This is a genomic window from Streptomyces sp. 7R007 (assembly GCF_054850255.1).
The window spans coordinates 142,485-158,176 of the sequence record NZ_JBTWMV010000015.1 but is presented as its reverse complement, the minus strand read 5'-3'; the positions used below and the strand labels follow the sequence as shown (position 1 = coordinate 158,176).

Annotated in this window: 12 protein-coding genes and 1 tRNA gene; 8 read left to right on the top strand and 5 right to left on the bottom strand. The window is 73.4% G+C overall.

Annotation, left to right across the window (positions count from 1 at the left end; genetic code table 11):
- Window positions 1–77 precede the first annotated feature (77 nt).
- Together ACYF6T_RS21475 and ACYF6T_RS21470 are read right to left on the bottom strand one after the other, a co-directional pair.
- Window positions 78–716, bottom strand: coding sequence for an ATP-binding protein (locus ACYF6T_RS21475; protein WP_461698403.1), 639 nt, complete (start codon window positions 714–716; stop codon window positions 78–80).
- Window positions 717–904: 188 nt separating this feature from the next.
- Complete coding sequence (locus ACYF6T_RS21470; RefSeq protein ID WP_461698402.1) at window positions 905–1,732, bottom strand: glycerophosphodiester phosphodiesterase; 828 nt, start codon at window positions 1,730–1,732, stop codon at window positions 905–907.
- Window positions 1,733–1,989: 257 nt separating this feature from the next.
- Here ACYF6T_RS21470 and ACYF6T_RS21465 point away from each other — a divergent pair, with 257 nt between their 5' ends.
- Both ACYF6T_RS21465 and ACYF6T_RS21460 read left to right on the top strand, forming a co-directional pair.
- Complete coding sequence (locus ACYF6T_RS21465) at window positions 1,990–3,480, top strand: S1C family serine protease (RefSeq protein ID WP_461698401.1); 1,491 nt, start codon at window positions 1,990–1,992, stop codon at window positions 3,478–3,480.
- 63 nt (window positions 3,481–3,543) lie between these two features.
- Window positions 3,544–3,630: transfer RNA gene (locus ACYF6T_RS21460), tRNA-Ser, on the top strand.
- Between the two features lie 69 nt (window positions 3,631–3,699).
- Here ACYF6T_RS21460 and ACYF6T_RS21455 read toward each other — a convergent pair.
- Both ACYF6T_RS21455 and ACYF6T_RS21450 read right to left on the bottom strand, forming a co-directional pair.
- Complete coding sequence (locus ACYF6T_RS21455) at window positions 3,700–4,158, bottom strand: hypothetical protein (RefSeq protein WP_461698400.1); 459 nt, start codon at window positions 4,156–4,158, stop codon at window positions 3,700–3,702.
- 30 nt (window positions 4,159–4,188) lie between these two features.
- A complete protein-coding gene (locus ACYF6T_RS21450; RefSeq protein WP_461698399.1) occupies window positions 4,189–5,058 on the bottom strand; it encodes a bifunctional DNA primase/polymerase in 870 nt (289 codons plus the stop codon).
- Window positions 5,059–5,407: 349 nt separating this feature from the next.
- On the opposite strand from ACYF6T_RS21450, the gene ACYF6T_RS21445 reads away from it, so the two are divergent.
- From ACYF6T_RS21445 to ACYF6T_RS21420, 6 genes are all read left to right on the top strand, one after another.
- Entirely contained in the window at window positions 5,408–5,719 is a 312-nt protein-coding gene (locus tag ACYF6T_RS21445; RefSeq protein WP_461698398.1) for a hypothetical protein, read from the top strand.
- Between the two features lie 187 nt (window positions 5,720–5,906).
- Entirely contained in the window at window positions 5,907–6,830 is a 924-nt protein-coding gene (locus tag ACYF6T_RS21440; protein WP_461698397.1) for a bifunctional MaoC family dehydratase N-terminal/OB-fold nucleic acid binding domain-containing protein, read from the top strand.
- Window positions 6,827–7,219 carry a MaoC/PaaZ C-terminal domain-containing protein gene (locus tag ACYF6T_RS21435; RefSeq protein ID WP_461698396.1) on the top strand — a complete coding sequence of 131 codons (393 nt, stop codon included), beginning with the start codon at window positions 6,827–6,829 and terminating at the stop codon, window positions 7,217–7,219. The genes ACYF6T_RS21440 and ACYF6T_RS21435 overlap by 4 nt, the downstream gene beginning before the upstream one ends.
- Window positions 7,216–8,382: a lipid-transfer protein gene (locus tag ACYF6T_RS21430; protein WP_461698395.1), complete on the top strand. Its 1,167-nt coding sequence runs from the start codon at window positions 7,216–7,218 to the stop codon at window positions 8,380–8,382. Before ACYF6T_RS21435 ends, ACYF6T_RS21430 begins: the two co-directional genes overlap by 4 nt.
- Before the next feature lie 148 nt (window positions 8,383–8,530).
- Window positions 8,531–9,088, top strand: a complete 558-nt coding sequence (locus ACYF6T_RS21425; RefSeq protein WP_461698394.1) for a SigE family RNA polymerase sigma factor — start codon at window positions 8,531–8,533, stop codon at window positions 9,086–9,088.
- Between the two features lie 136 nt (window positions 9,089–9,224).
- Window positions 9,225–10,883 (top strand): long-chain fatty acid--CoA ligase, encoded by a 1,659-nt coding sequence (locus ACYF6T_RS21420; RefSeq protein WP_461698393.1) that lies wholly within the window; start codon window positions 9,225–9,227, stop codon window positions 10,881–10,883.
- Window positions 10,884–10,904: 21 nt separating this feature from the next.
- Here ACYF6T_RS21420 and ACYF6T_RS21415 read toward each other — a convergent pair whose 3' ends face one another.
- Window positions 10,905–15,554, bottom strand: a complete 4,650-nt coding sequence (locus ACYF6T_RS21415) for a PAS domain-containing protein (RefSeq protein WP_461698392.1) — start codon at window positions 15,552–15,554, stop codon at window positions 10,905–10,907.
- Window positions 15,555–15,692: the final 138 nt, after the last annotated feature.

The window sequence follows — 15,692 nt, the reverse complement described above, 5'->3', positions numbered from 1 at the left end:
GGCCGACGGGGACCTGTGGACAACGTACGGCTTCGCGGGCGCTTCGGCGGAACGGCCGCTTCGACCCGGGCCCAGGCTCAGTCCAGGCCGTCGAAGGTGTCGGTGAAGTCCAGGCCGGACATCGCCGTGATCGACGGTGCCGCGACGCGCGTAGCGAAGTCGTCGCGCCGGCGTCCGGCGTCCGGATCATGAACGTCCTCGTGGACCACGACCCAGACCGTGACCTCGCCGCGGGCGTCGTCCCGGACACCCCAGTCGTCGGCCAGGGCGGTGATGATGTTCAGGCCCCGGCCGCCGTGCGCGGTGACCGAGGGCGTGGCCGGCGCGGGACGCGTGGGACCGCCGCCGTCCGTGACCTCGACGGTGAGCCTGCCGCCGGTGTCGACCCGCCAGGCCGCCCGGACGTCCCCGTCACCGGCGAGCGCGTCGCCGAGCGGCCGCCCGTGCTTGCACGCGTTGCTCAGCAGTTCGGAAAGAATCAGTACGGCATCGTCGATGACCGCCTCCGAGACGCCGCCCCTGCGCAGCTGCTCGCGCATGCGGTGTCTCGCCTCCCCCACGCCCGCAGGGCCATGGGGTACGGCCATGCTCGACGACGTGGGCACCTCCTGTGCCACCACCAACGCCACCCCCGAGACCTCCTTTGCCCCACGCCACGGTGTGGATGCCCCATTGGCCTGTACCGGAAACCGGCCAATCCGCGTCCGGTGACGCATTCGCGACGATCGAATACGGTCCGAACGCGCCGGAGCACTCCCTGTAGTCGGGTGGCTGGATTTCGACGGTTTGGCCGAGACTGAAGATGCTTGAGGTGACTCGTGGGGTCAAGGTCTCTTCACAGGTCTTTACCAGCTTGCGAACCAGTGACCATGTGTCACCTTCTTGCGGGTTCGTACGGACTCCGTCACCGGCCGAGCTGGCGCAGCACCGCGCGCGGGCGGTTGGTGATGATGGCGTCGACGCCCAGGCCGACGCAGAGGTCCACGTCCTCGGGCTCGTTCACGGTCCACACGTGCACCTGGTGACCCGCCGCCTTCAGCCGCTGGACGTAGGCCGGGTGGTTGCGCACGATCCGGATGCCGGGGCCCGCGATCCGGACACCCGCCGGCAGCCGTCCGTCGCGCAGGCGGGGCGAGAAGAACTGCATCAGGTAGACCGTCGGCAGCGTCGGCGAGGCGGCACGCACGCGGTGCAGCGACCGCGCCGAGAAGCTCATCACGCGCACCGGCGACTCGGCGGCCGAGGCCGGCGCGTCCAGGCCGAACCGCTTCAGGAGCAGCAGCAGCCGCTCCTCCACCTGTCCCGCCCAGCGCGTGGGGTGCTTGGTCTCGATCGCCAGTTCCACCCGCCGCCCCGCGTCCGCGACCAGCTCCAGCAGCCGCTCCAGGGTCAGGACGGAGGTGTCCTCCCGGTCCTCCGGCCGGAACTCCCAGTCGGGCTCCTCGTCCCGGGTGCGCCAGCCCTCCCGGGTCTTCCAGGAGCCGAAGTCCAGCGCGGCGAGGTCGGCCAGCTCCAGCGCCGAGACCGCGCCGCGGCCGTTGGACGTACGGTTGACGCGACGGTCGTGGACGCAGACGAGATGGCCGTCCGCGGTCAGGCGTACATCGCACTCGAGGGCGTCGGCGCCGTCCTCGATGGCCTTCCTGTACGCGGCCAGGGTGTGCTCGGGGGCCTCTTCGGAGGCTCCGCGGTGGGCGACCACTTGGGTCGTGTGCTGCCGTGCGTGGGTCACCGCGTCATGGTGCCACCGCCAGGGGGTACCCGTGCGGCCGGAGGCGTAGAGATTGCGCCCCTTTTGCGTGTCATGCCCTATATAAGGAAAGGTCCCGGACCCACAGGCGCCGTTTATGGTGCCCTGACGGTCCATGGGAAAAGCTGACGACATACAAAAGGACATGCACAGCTGCAACGCGCCGGACCGTCGACCAACGTGAACGGGCGTGACCGAGTGCGACCGAGAACAACAGCCGTGGATCGAGGAGAGAAGCTGTGAGCACCGAGAACGAGGGCACCGGAGTACCCCCCGCCCCGTCCGCACCGCCCGTGCCGGTGGACGCTCCCACTTCCGCGTCCGCGCAGGGGAGCGCGCCGACGGCCCCGCTCCCGCCCGTGCCTCCGAGCGCCCCCGGCGCCCGGGAGCAGGACGTGCTGCACTCCGGCCACGCACCCGCGTACGCCGCGGCGGAGTCCGGCGGCGCGCAGCAGGGCCACGGCGGCGCACAGCAGGGCCACGGCGGTTCGGCCCCCGACGCCTCCTGGCCGCCCCCGCCGCCCGCGACCCCCTCGTACGCCGACGGCGGCAGCGGCGGCTCGGACTCCGGCTGGGGGTCTTCGTACCAGCCGCAGCCGTCCGCGCCGAAGTCCCGCCGCGGCGGGCTCGTCGCCGCGATCCTGGTGGCCGCGCTGGTCGCCGGCGGGCTGGGCGGCGGCCTCGGCTACACCCTGGCCAAGAACAACGACGACAACACCGGCTCGACGACGGTCTCGTCCTCCACCAGCGGCGGCTCGGTCAAGCGCGACCCGGGCACGGTCGCGGCGGTGGCCGCCAAGGCCCTGCCCAGCACGGTCACCATCGAGGCCGAGTCCACCAGCGGCGAGGGCGGCACCGGCACCGGGTTCGTCTTCGACACCCAGGGCCACATCGTCACCAACAACCACGTCGTCGCCGACGCCCTGGACGGCGGCAAGCTGACGGCGACCTTCCCGGACGGCAAGAAGTACGACGCCGAGGTGGTCGGCCACGCGCAGGGCTACGACGTCGCGGTCATCAAGCTCAAGAACCCCCCGTCTGACCTGAAGCCGCTCACCCTGGGCGACTCCGACAAGGTGGCCGTGGGCGACTCCACGATCGCGATCGGCGCTCCCTTCGGCCTGTCCAACACGGTGACGACGGGCATCATCAGCGCCAAGAACCGCCCCGTGGCCTCCAGCGACGGCACGGGCTCCAACGCCTCCTACATGAGCGCCCTGCAGACGGACGCCTCGATCAACCCGGGCAACTCCGGCGGCCCGCTGCTGGACGCCCAGGGCAACGTCATCGGCATCAACTCCGCGATCCAGTCGACCAGCGGCGGCGGCCTCGGCGGCACCAGCCAGTCCGGCTCGATCGGCCTCGGCTTCGCCATCCCGATCAACCAGGCCAAGTACGTCGCCCAGCAGCTCATCAAGACCGGCAAGCCGGTCTACGCCAAGATCGGCGCCTCCGTCTCCCTGGAGGACTCCTCCAGCGGCGCGAAGATCACCGACCAGGGCAGCGGCGGCTCCTCCGCGGTCGAGTCGGGCGGCCCCGCCGACAAGGCCGGCCTCAAGCCCGGCGACGTCATCACCAAGCTCGACGACACGGTCATCGACTCCGGGCCCACCCTGATCGGCGAGATCTGGACCCACAAGCCCGGCGACAAGGTGACGATCACCTACGAGCGCGACGGCAAGACCCACACCGTGGACCTCACCCTGGGCTCCCGCGTGGGCGACAACTGACACCCACGCGCCTGCGGCGACCCGTTACCCTTGTCCCCGCGCCGCCGATCACCGGCGACGCGGGGAGGCGTGCCCGAGCGGCCGAAGGGAACGGTCTTGAAAACCGTCGTGGCAGCGATGTCACCGTGGGTTCAAATCCCACCGCCTCCGCGCGGCGAGTAGTGCGAACGGCCCCCGGCCCGGTTGTCCGGTCGGGGGCCGTTGCCGTGTCCGGGTGGGCTACGGCGCGTGGTCCCGTGCGAGCTTCTCCCAGTCCACCTCCCGCAGACCCGTCTCCGCGGCGCACTCGGACGGCACGTGCGGTGTCTGCTGGAACCAGACGACCGTGAGGGACGAGTGGTACAGGACCGGGTCGTGGGCCGGGTCGAGGGGCGTGGAGCGCAGGGAGCCGACGCAGGCGACCGGTGGCAGGACCTCGACCGGGCCGAACGCGCCGGCGTACTGGTCGGGGTACTCGCGCGCGGGCTGGACGAGGTGGACCGGGGTGGCGGGGAAGGTGCGCCCGGCGGTGCGCAGCAGGCCGTCGATCCTCCTGTCGTTGACCGGCTTGCAGGGATAGCCCTCCGGCATTCCGCCGTACGTCGACGACAGCCGCAGCTCGGTGAGATCGACGCGGCGGCCGGAGGCGAGGATCACGCGGGTCAGCGACGTGATCCGCACTCTGGGGCGGTCGTGCATGGACGTCCTTTGCTCTGTGGTGCGGCGGCCTCACGGCCGGTGCCCCGTCATCCGTGCCGCCGACGCGATCGTCGCCCGGGCCTCGCATTCGGTCAGGCCGGTGTCGAGCGCGGCGTCGAGCAGGGGAGCGACGAGGGCGGGGCCGATGCCGTTCTCGTAGGCCCGGCAGGCCGCCCAGAACAGGCGGGTGTTGCGCTGCCCCTCGTGCGCGGCGAGCACGAACTGGACCAGGCCCTGCCCGTGGTCGCCGGCCGAGGGGTGCGTCGCCGGGTGGACGGGACGCGGCGGCGGGAGCAGCAGGCGCAGCAGGGCCGCAGGACAGGCGGCGGGGGCGAGGTGGGCGGTGCCGGGGGCCGTCGTGTAGACGCCGTGGCCGGTACGGGAGCCCGGCCCGACCAGGTAGCCGCCCGCGCCGCGGATGTCGATGCCCGGGGCCAGCCGGCCGGCCGAGTTGGGGACGACGACGTCCGGCGGGCCGCTCAGCCAGAGGTGGCGGCCGCCGCTGGGGGTGAGGACGACGACCGTGTCCGGGATGGTGAAGAGGTGGCGTAAGGCCAGCTCGCGCAGGGCGGCCGAGGAGTCCGTGCCGGACTTCGTGTCGAGGTCGACGCCGATCAGGTGGTGGGGCGGCAGCCCGCAGGCGATGCCGTAGCCGGTCGCCCAGGGGGCCGCGGCGAACAGTTCGCGGATGCGGACGGGGTCGGTGGAGGCGTCGTACACACCGTGGCCCAGGCGCCCGCACTCGCCGTGGCAGCGACCGGGCTCGGGGTCGTCGCGGTGCGGGGAGCGCAGGGCCGGGAGCTTGGTCCGGGACAGGGGGATGACGGCCAGTCCGCGCTCGGCGGCTGACAGGGCGTGTGCGAGGGCCAGCGTCGTGGCCTGCCGGTCGGTGGTGGCCATGCCTCCATGTTCGTACGTACGTTCGAAAAAGGGAAGGGGGGCTGTGCGCGACGCGCCGGTCCGGCGAGATTGGCCGGAAATGTGCCGGAACGCTTCATCCCTTGTCCCCCTTGAGCGGAGTCGTCCCCAACGTGCTGACCTGCGGCTTGGAAGTGGTGAAAGGGGTTTATCGACTTGTCGTAGCACTTGAGTGGGAATCGTGCCTTCCGGGCTGGTTCGCCGGGGATTCGGTGGGCAACTCTGATCTCGCGACGTCGTCCACAAGACGCCGAGGCGGTCGGCCAACCGCCTTGGCAGCAGCCGTACTTGACGTACTTCCGGCAAGGAAGCCGGGTTCTGGAGGAAGAACATGGCAAGCATCCGTACCGCCCGCGTCATCGCCGCCGTCTCCGCCCTGCCGCTGGCAGCCGCCCTCTTCGCGGGCGTCGCGGCGGCGGACAACGGCGCGTTCGCGGACGACGGATCGAACGCGGGTGTCGCGAGCATCGTCGGCAGCGGTGTCGGGCACGACAACAACGGCAACTCGTCCACGACCCAGCAGAACGCGGTCGGTTCGGGCGCCTCGAACCAGAGCAACACCGCGCAGGTGAACGGCTCGGCGTTCACGGCCATCCAGCAGGGCAACGAGAACGTCGCCATCCACTTCGGCCATCTGTGGTGAACCGGAAGGCCGGTCGACCGGCGTCCGTGACGCCAGGGGTGTGCTTCGCGGGGTGATGACGCGTCTGCGCGGCGGTGCTTCGGTGCCGCCGCGCAGGCGTGTGCGTAGGGCCCGCGGCCGGCCGTGACCTTGACAGCGCAGGGTATCTGACGGACAGTCAGAAACCCGGTGCGCGGGAGGGGCGACGATGACGGACGAGGACGAGCTGGGCGCGCGGCTGAAGGGCTACGAGGGGCGTTCCGCCACCGTCGCCGGCAGGGGCAAGGACCCCGTCAACCTGCCGATGATCCGGCACTGGTGCGAGGCCATGGGGGACACGAACCCCGCCTACGCGGGCCCGGCGGCCATCGCCCCGCCCACCATGCTCCAGGCCTGGATCATGGGCGGCCTCTCCGGCCACGACGGCCGTTCCCCGGCGTACGACGAACTGCTCGGCCTGCTGGACGAGGCGGGCTGCACCTCGATCGTCGCCACGGACTGCGAGCAGGAGTACGTCAGACCCCTGCGCCCCGGCGACGAGATCACCTTCGACTCGGTGATCGAGTCGGTGTCGGGGCGCAAGAGGACCAGGCTGGGCACGGGGTACTTCGTCACGAGCCGGACCGACATCCGGGTCGGCCCCGAGCTGGTCGGCACCCACCGCTTCCGCGTCCTCAAGTACGCCCCCGCCCGCGGTTCGGGCCAGGAGCCCGGCACGCGCAAGCCCGCCCAGCGCCCCCGCCCCGTCGTCAACCGCGACAACGCCGGCTTCTGGGAGGGCGTCGCCGGCCACCGGTTGCTCCTCCAGCGCTGCGCCGCCTGCGCGACCCTCCGCTTCCCCTGGCTCCCCGGCTGCAACGCCTGCGGCAGCCCCGACTGGGACACCCGCGAGGCGAGCGGCGAGGGCACGGTCTACTCGTACGTCGTCCTGCACCACCCGCCGTTCCCCGCCTTCGACCCCCCGTACGCCGTCGCCCTGATCGAACTCGCGGAGGGCGTGAGGATGATCAGCAACGTCATCGGGGTGCCCTACGACAAGGTCCGCATCGGCATGCCCGTCCGCCTCGTATTCCAGGCGTACGACGACGAGTTGGTGCTGCCCGTGTTCCGTGCCCGGGAGGAGGCCGCATGAGGGCCGGCGAGAAGCTTCCGCCGCTGGAGATCCCGGTCACCCGCACCCTCATCGTCGCCGGGGCGATCGCCTCCCGCGACTACCAGGACGTCCACCACGACCCCGAGTCGGCCCGCCGCAGGGGCTCCCCGGACATCTTCATGAACATCCTGACGACCAACGGCCTGGTCGGCCGCTACATCACCGACCACTTCGGCCCCACGGCCGTCCTGCGCAAGGTGGCCATACGCCTGGGCGCGCCCAACCACCCCGGCGACACGATGGTGCTGACCGGCACGGTCGAGGAGGTCGACGGCGACACGGCGACGGTCCGGGTGGTGGGCGCCAACGGCATCGGCCACCACGTCACCGGCACGGTGACGGTCACGGTCCCGGGAGCCGCGTCATGAGCGTCCGCGGCCGGGACGTCCTCGGCGGCCGCGCGGCGATCGCCGGCATCGGCGCCACGGAGTTCTCCAAGGACTCCGGGCGCAGTGAACTGCGGCTGGCCGCCGAGGCGGTGCGGGCCGCGCTCGACGACGCCGGGCTCACGCCGGACGACGTGGACGGCATGGTCACCTTCACCATGGACACCAGCCCGGAGATCACGGTCGCCCAGGCCTGCGGCATCGGCGAGCTGTCCTTCTTCTCCCGCGTCCACTACGGCGGCGGCGCGGCCTGCGCGACCGTCCAGCAGGCGGCGCTCGCCGTCGCCGCCGGCGTGGCCGAGGTCGTCGTCTGCTACCGGGCGTTCAACGAACGGTCGGGCCGCAGGTTCGGCTCCGGCGTCCAGCACCGGGAGCCCTCCGCCGAGGGGGCGGCCCTGGGCTGGTCGCTGCCGTTCGGGCTGCTCACCCCGGCGTCCTGGGTGGCCATGGCGGCCCAGCGCTATCTGCACACCCACGGCCTCACCCCCGAGGCCTTCGGCCACGTGGCCGTCGTCGACCGCATGTACGCGGCGACGAACCCGGCGGCGTACTTCCACGGCCGCCCGATCACCCTCGCCGACCACGCGGCCTCCCGCTGGATCGTCGAGCCGCTGCGGCTGCTGGACTGCTGCCAGGAGACGGACGGCGGCCAGGCGGTCGTCGTCACCTCCCTGGAGCGCGCCCGCGACCTGCCGCACCCGCCCGCGGTGATCGCGGCGGCCGCCCAGGGCGCGGGACGCGGACAGGAGCAGATGACCAGCTTCTACCGGGACGACCTGACCGGGCTGCCGGAGATGGGCGTGGTGGCCGGACAGCTGTGGCGGACGGCGGGCCTGGGGCCGTCGGACATCGACGTGGCGATCCTGTACGACCACTTCACGCCGTTCGTGCTGATGCAGCTGGAGGAGTTCGGGTTCTGCGGGAAGGGGGAGGCGGCGGACTTCGTGGCCGGGCGGACGCTGCCGCTCAACACCCACGGCGGACAGCTCGGGGAGGCGTACCTCCACGGGATGAACGGCATCGCCGAGGGAGTGCGGCAGGTGCGCGGGACGGCCGTGAACCAGGTGCCGGGGGCGGGCCGGGTCCTGGTCACGGCCGGGACGGGGGTGCCGACGTCGGGCCTGGTCCTCACCCCGCCGGGATGACTCCCTCAGGGGTCGTCCCGCAGTACCCCGGACCCGCTCGTCCACCTTCAGGAGGTGCAGTCGGCACCGCCCCTACAACCTGAGGCGGAGTCCCCTTCGGGACCTGCGGCCGATCCGCCGCGGCCGCCCCCGCTCATAGCGTGGAGCCATGACCACACCCGTCTGCACCAGCGCTTCGACCGCCGCCGAACCGGCGACGCAGACCGCCGCGTACCCGTCGTTCGCGTCGTACGTGAGGGCACGCCAGCCGGTGCTGCTGCGCACCGCCCGCTCGCTGACCGCCAACCCGAGCGACGCCGAGGACCTGCTGCAGACCGCGCTCACCAAGACGTACGTCGCCTGGGAGCGGATCGAGGACCACCGGGCCCTCGACGGCTATGTGCGCCGGGCGCTGCTGAACACGCGCACCTCGCAGTGGCGCAAGCGCAAGGTCGACGAGTTCGTGTGCGAGGAGCTGCCCGAGCCGGAGCCGGTGCCCGGCGACGACGACCCGGCCGAGCAGCAGGCCCTGCACGACGCGATGTGGCGGGCGATCACGAGGCTGCCCGCCCGGCAGCGGGCGATGGTCGTCCTGCGGTACTACGAGGATCTCAGCGAGGTCCAGACGGCCGAGGTGCTCGGCGTGTCGGTGGGCACGGTGAAGTCGGCGGTGTCGCGGGCGCTCGGCAAGCTGCGCGAGGACCCTGAGCTGGGCCTTGTGCGGTAATGCGCCCGCCTGGGGGCAAATGGGGGCGGCTGTGCGGTGATCGATCACCGGCGCCTAGTGACATACCGCGCGGTATGTGAGCAGAATCAGCGCATCCCTTACCGCCGCGTAGGCAATGTCGCCCCGGGAGGACACCGTGCTGAGCACGATGCAGGACGTACCGCTGACCGTGACCCGCATCCTGGTGCACGGGGTGTCGGTGCACGGACGCTCGCAGATCATCACCTGGACCGGCGAGGGTGAGCCGCAGCGGCGCAGCTTCGCCGAGGCGGGCACCCGCGCGGTGCGGCTGGCGAACGCCCTGCGCGACGAGCTCGGCGTCCGGGGCGACGACCGTGTGGCCACCCTGATGTGGAACAACGCCGAGCACGTCGAGGCCTACTTCGCGATCCCCGCCATGGGCGCGGTCCTGCACACCCTCAACCTCCGCCTGCCGGCCGAGCAACTGGTGTGGATCGTCAACCACGCCGCCGACAGGGTCGTCATCGTCAACGGCTCCCTGCTCCCGCTCCTCGCGCCGCTGCTGGACAAGCTGCCGACGATCGAGCACATCGTGGTCTCCGGGCCCGGCGACCGCTCGCTCCTGGACGGCGCCCGCGCGCGGGTGCACGAGTACGAGGAGCTGATCGCGGACCGGCCCACGACCTACGACTGGCCCGAGCTCGACGAGCGGCAGGCCGCCGCCATGTGCTACACCTCCGGCACCACGGGCGACCCCAAGGGCGTCGTCTACAGCCACCGCTCCGTCTACCTGCACTCCATGCAGGTCAACATGACCCAGTCGATGGGCCTGACCGACCAGGACACCTCGCTGATCGTGGTCCCGCAGTTCCACGTCAACGCCTGGGGCCTGCCGCACGCCACCTTCATGACCGGCGTCAACATGCTGATGCCGGACCGCTTCCTCCAGCCCGCCCCGCTCGCCGAGATGATCGAGACGCAGCGCCCGACGCACGCGGCGGCCGTCCCCACCATCTGGCAGGGCCTGCTCGCCGAGCTCACCGCCAAGCCCCGTGACGTCTCCTCGCTCACCCAGGTCACCATCGGCGGCTCCGCCTGCCCGCCCTCCCTCATGGAGGCCTTCGACCGGCTCGGCATGCGGGTCTGCCACGCCTGGGGCATGACGGAGACCTCCCCGCTCGGCACGGTCGCCCGCCCGCCGGCGCACGCGATCGGCACCGAGGAGGAGTTCGCCTACCGCCTTACCCAGGGCCGTTTCCCGGCCGGCGTCGAGGCCCGCCTCACCGGCCCCGGCGGCGAACGCCTGCCCTGGGACGGCGAGTCGGCCGGCGAGCTGGAGGTCCGCGGCCCCTGGATCGCGGGCGCCTACTACAACGGCCCGGACGCCGAACCCCTGCGCCCCGCCGACAAGTTCAGCGAGGACGGCTGGCTGAAGACCGGCGACGTCGGCACCATCTCCCCCGACGGCTTCCTCACCCTCACCGACCGCGCCAAGGACGTCATCAAGTCCGGCGGCGAGTGGATCTCCTCCGTCGACCTCGAAAACGCCCTGATGTCCCACCCGGACGTCGCCGAGGCCGCCGTGGTGGCCGTCCCCGACGAGAAGTGGGGCGAGCGCCCGCTGGCCACCGTCGTGCTCAAGGAGGGCGCCACCGCCGACTTCGAGTCGCTGCGCGCCTTCCTCGCCTCCGACGCCTGCAAGATCGCCAAGTGGCAGCTCCCGGAGCGCTGGACGATCGTCGAGGCGGTGCCGAAGACGAGCGTGGGCAAGTTCGACAAGAAGGTCCTGCGCAGGCGCTACGCCGAGGGCGCGCTGGACGTCACCCGGCTCTGAACACCGGTCCGGCGGCCTCCGTCAGTTGGTGCCGATCCGCGCCAGCAGGTCCACGATCCGGCTCTGCACCTCGGGGCTGGTGGACCGCTCGGCGAGGAACAGCACCGTCTCGCCGGAGGCCAGCCGGGGCAGGTCGGCCTGGTCGACGGCGGCGGTGTAGACGACGAGCGGGGTGCGGTTGAGCTGCCCGTTCGCGCGCAGCCAGTCGAGGATTCCGGCCCGCCGCCGGTGCACCTGCAACAGGTCCATCACGACCAGGTTCGGCCGGAACTGCCCCGCGAGCGTCACCGCGTCCGCGTCGCTCGCGGCCCGCGCCACCTGCATCCCGCGCCGCTCCAGCGTCGAGGTCAGCGCCAGCGCGATCTCCGCGTGCTCCTCGATCAGCAGCACCCGCGGCGGATGCTGCTCGCTGTCGCGCGGGGCCAGCGCCTTCAGCAGCACGGCGGGGTCGGCGCCGTACGCCGCCTCACGCGTCGCCTGCCCCAGCCCGGCCGTCACCATCACCGGCACCTGGGCGGTGACGGCGGCCTCGCGCAGCGACTGCAGCGCGGTCCGCGTGATCGGCCCGGTGAGCGGGTCGACGAACAGCGCGGCCGGGAAGGCGGCGATCTGCGCGTCGACCTCCTCGCGCGAGTGCACGATGACGGGCCGGTAGCCGCGGTCGCTGAGCGCCTGCTGGGTCGTCACGTCCGGCGCGGGCCACACCAGCAGCCGCCGCGGGTTGTCCAGCGGCTCCGGCGGCAGCTCGTCGTCCATGGGCTGCGGGCGAGGCGGATCCGCCACCTCCACGGCCCCGCCCGGACCGTCCAGCGGCTCGGGCCCCTCGGCGGCGTTCTCGTCCGGTGCGCCTATGGCGTACGACCGTCCGGTGCCCTCGGTGGGCTGAGCGAGCCGGGACTGCCCGGCCAGGGACGGCTGGGGCTGCGGCTGGGGCTGTGCGGGAACCTGCTCGGCAGCCGGATGGGGCCGGGCGGTCTGTTCCGTGGGAGCCGCGGCCGTGGCGTCCGCCGCCGCGGCATCGGGGCGCGTGCCCAGCTTGCGGCGCCGTCCGGAGCCGCCGGGCTGGTGCGGGGCGGGGGTGGCCGTCGGCTGCGGCTGCTGCACCTGGGCCGCCTGCCGCGTGAACGGCACGCCCTGCCCCAGCGTCCGCACACTGATCGCCCGGCCCTGCGTCGAGTTCGGATCGACCGGCGCCTCGGCCGGCAGGGGCTGCGCCTGCGCGGCGGCCAGCGGAACCCCGGTACCGGTGGTCTCCCCGGTCGGGGCCCACGGCTGTGCGGCGGGGGCCGGCTGACCGGGCAACGGCTGCGCGGGCAGCGGCTGCGCGGGTACGGCCGCCTGTCCGGCCGCGTCCGGCGCGGTGACCGGCTGCCCCGGGGCCATCTGCACGCTGGACGCGAGGGCGCCCTGCGCGGGCACGGCCCGGGCCGGGTCCTGGGGTGCGGCCTCCTGCGCCGGCACTCCCTGCGCGGGCGTCCCGGCCACCCCGCCCGGCTGCGCCACGGCCCGCCGACGACGCCCCGTCGGCGCGCTGGTCGGATGCGGCTGCGGCGGGGTGTGGTCGTCGGCCTGATCATGCGGAACGGCATCGTGCCGACCGTCGTCACCGACACCACCGGCGGGGATCTCCTGCCCGACGGACGGCACGTGGGCCTGCGGCCGGGCGGCGATCTGCGGCTGGGCGGGGGCTTGCGGCTGCCCGGGAACGTGCGGCTGCGCGGCGGCGGCTTGCGGCGGTACGGCGGCCTGCGGCTGGCCTGGGACCGGCGGCTGGCCCGGCACGGGGGGCTGTCCTTGTCCTGGGACCTGTGGCTGTCCCGGCACAGGGGGCTGTCCCGGCACGGGTGCCTGTCCCTGTGCCGGTACTTGCGGTTGCCCGGCGGCGGGTGCCTGTGCCGGCGTGGCGAGTTGGGGTTGGCCGGGTGCCTGGACCGGCATCGCGGCGGGGAGCTGTACCTGTCCTGGTACCTGCGGTTGCCCGGTGACGGGGGCCTGTGCCGGCGTGGCGAGTTGGGGTTGGCCGGGTGCCTGGACCGGCATCGCGGCCGGGATCTGCACCTGCCCCGGAGCCGGCACCTGAGCGGGCGCCAGCCCCTGCGCGGGAACCGGCCCCTGCCCCGGGAGCTGCGGCTGGCCCGGCACCTGCGCCGCCGGTACGAGGCCGCCCTCGGCCCCCTGCGGCTGCCCGGGGATCTGCGCGGCGCCGGGCACCTGCCCCTGAGCCGCGGCCTGACCCTGCCCCGGAACCGTCCCCGGTACCTGCCCCATTCCGCCCGCACCCGGAGTGGCACCAGGGACCGCACCCGCACCCGCACCCGCAGCCGCACTCGGAGCCGCGCCGGCCGCCGCTGCCGCCTCGCCGCTCTCGCCACCGCGGTCCGCCTCCGCCGGTGGCAGGGCGAAGACGGCGCGCGGGCCGGCCTCCTGCGCGGCCTGCGCGGCGGCGGCACGCTCGTTCGCGGCGGCCAGCGCACGCCGACGGCGCCCGGTCGGCTGCGCGGTCCCGGCGTCGGAGGCGGCCGGGGCGTCGGCGGCCTGCGCGGACGCGGCCGGAAGCGCCGGCGGCAACGCGTGCTGTTCGCCGCCGTCGCGCCGGGCCCGGCGCCCGCTCGGCGCGGGAACGCCCTGCGGCGGCACGGTCCCGCCCAGCCCCGTGCCCACGGCCGCCGTACCCGCGGCATGCTCGGCGGCCGTGACGACGGCGCCCTCGGAGACGTCGGCGCCCTCGGCCGGCCGCCCGCGCCGCCGCCCCGTACCACCGGAGCCGTCACCGGAAGCGGTGGCGGCCGACGCGGACGCCGCCGCCTCCTCGGCCGCACGCCTCCTGCGCCGCCCGGTGGGCGCGCCGGCGTCCTCCTCGGCCGTACCGGACTCGCCCGGGGCGTCGCTCTCCAGGAAGGCGTCGACGGAGGACCGCCGGGCCCGCCGCCGCCCGCCACCGGACGTCTGCTCGGCCGGGACACCGCCCGCCTCCGCGGCGGGCTCCGCGGCCGTGGCCGGAACGACTCCGGCGCCGCCCCCGATCGGCACCTCCAGCACGTACGCGCTGCCGCTCATGCCCGGCACCTCGTGCGTCTGCAGCACCCCGCCGTGGGCCCGCACGATCCCGCGCACGATCGGCTCGTGGACCGGGTCCCCGCCGGCGTACGGCCCGCGCACCTCGATCCGCACGACCTCACCGCGCTGCGCCGCCGCGACGACCACCGTGTTGTCCATGTAACCGCCCGCCGACACGGGCGCGTTGCCGGTCGCGTCGACCCCCGCGACGTCCGCCACGAGATGCGCGAGCGCGGTGGCGAGCCGCTGCGGGTCGACCTCGGCCTCGATGGGCGGCGCGTGCACGGCGAACTGCACCCGGCCGGGCCCGATCAGCTCCACGGCCCCGTCGACACCGGCGGCGACCACCGCGTCGAGCATGACCTTCGTCCGGACGACCGTCTCGCTGCCGGCGTCGAGGCGCTGGTAGCCGAGGACGTTGTCGATGAGGGTGGTGATCCGCGAGTACCCGGCGGACAGGTGGTGCAGCACCTGGTTGGCCTCGGGCCACAGCTGCCCCGCGTCGTCGGCGGCCAGCGCGGCCAGTTCGCGCCGCAGTTCGTCCAGCGGCCCGCGCAGCGACCGCCCGAGCAGCGTCAGCAGTTGCTCGTGCCGCCCGGCGAGGGCCTCGTAGCGGTCCTTCTCGCGTTCCCCGAGAGCCGCGTACCGCTCCTCGCCCGCGGCGAGCTCCTCGTCGTGCCGCTCCTGCAGCTCCTCCAGCTCGGTGACGTGCTTCTGGCGCAGGGCGGTGAGCTCGGAGGCGTGCTCCTCCTCGATCCGCTCCAGCTCCTCGGCGTGCCGCTTCTCGACCTCGGCCTTCTCCTTGGCGAGCGTGTCGTAGGGCCGCCGGTCGGTGAAGGTCATCACGGCGCCGACGAGCTGGTCGCCGTCGCGCACGGGCGCGGTGGTGAGGTCGACGGAGACCTTGTCGCCGTTCTTGGCGAACAGCACCTGCCCGCGCACCCGGTGCTTGCGCCCGGAGCGCAGGGTGTCGGCGAGCGGGGACTCGTCGTAGGGGAAGGGGGAGCCGTCGGCGCGCGAGTGCAGGACGAGCGTGTGCAGCTCGCGTCCGCCGAGGTCGCTGGCGCGATAGCCCAGTATCTGGGCGGCGGCCGGGTTGACGAGGACGATCCGCCCCGAGGTGTCCGTCCCGACGACGCCCTCGGCCGCGGCGCGCAGGATCATCTCGGTCTGCCGCTGGGAGCGGGCGAGTTCGGCCTCGGTGTCGACGGTGCCGGTGAGATCCCGTACGACGAGCATCAGCAGCTCGTCGCCGCTGTAGCCGTAACCGTCGTAGGCCTGCTGGCCGTTCTCCAGGTTGGCGCTGGTGACCTCGACGGGGAACTCGGTCCCGTCCGTCCGCCTGGCCACCATCCGGGTCGGCTTGGTCCGCCCGCGCGGGTCCATGTGGTCGGGGCGGCGCATGGAGCCCGGGATCAGCTTGGAGTCGAACTCCGGCAGCAGGTCGAGCAGCCCGCGCCCGACGAGCGCGGTGCCGGGAGCCTCGAAGGCTTCGAGCGCGATGGTGTTCGCGTTGACGACGGTTCCGTTGGCGTTGACCAGGACCAACGCATCGGGAAGCGCGTCGAGTATGGCTGCGAGGCGAGCAGCGCCTCGGGATGGCCTGCTGCTCACGAGACGCTTCCTCCCTGTTACCGCACCTTGCCGACCGCTCGGGCCATCTTGCCAACCTGCCCGCGACGTGTCACGCGAGGGAGTCTAAGGGCACGGGTTGCGCTCGCGACGCCGGATGAGAGGGAGGTCGCACGACGA

Excerpts from the sequence above, each read along its gene's own strand:
- ACYF6T_RS21455 (WP_461698400.1), bottom strand. The coding sequence starts at position 4,158 with ATGCACGACCGCCCCAGAGTGCGGATCACGTCGCTGACCCGCGTGATC.
- ACYF6T_RS21440 (WP_461698397.1), top strand. The coding sequence starts at position 5,907 with ATGACGGACGAGGACGAGCTGGGCGCGCGGCTGAAGGGCTACGAGGGG.
- ACYF6T_RS21445 (WP_461698398.1), top strand. The coding sequence starts at position 5,408 with ATGGCAAGCATCCGTACCGCCCGCGTCATCGCCGCCGTCTCCGCCCTG.
- ACYF6T_RS21425 (WP_461698394.1), top strand. The coding sequence starts at position 8,531 with ATGACCACACCCGTCTGCACCAGCGCTTCGACCGCCGCCGAACCGGCG.
- ACYF6T_RS21435 (WP_461698396.1), top strand. The coding sequence starts at position 6,827 with ATGAGGGCCGGCGAGAAGCTTCCGCCGCTGGAGATCCCGGTCACCCGC.
- ACYF6T_RS21450 (WP_461698399.1), bottom strand. The coding sequence starts at position 5,058 with ATGGCCACCACCGACCGGCAGGCCACGACGCTGGCCCTCGCACACGCC.
- ACYF6T_RS21475 (WP_461698403.1), bottom strand. The coding sequence starts at position 716 with ATGCGTCACCGGACGCGGATTGGCCGGTTTCCGGTACAGGCCAATGGG.
- ACYF6T_RS21430 (WP_461698395.1), top strand. The coding sequence starts at position 7,216 with ATGAGCGTCCGCGGCCGGGACGTCCTCGGCGGCCGCGCGGCGATCGCC.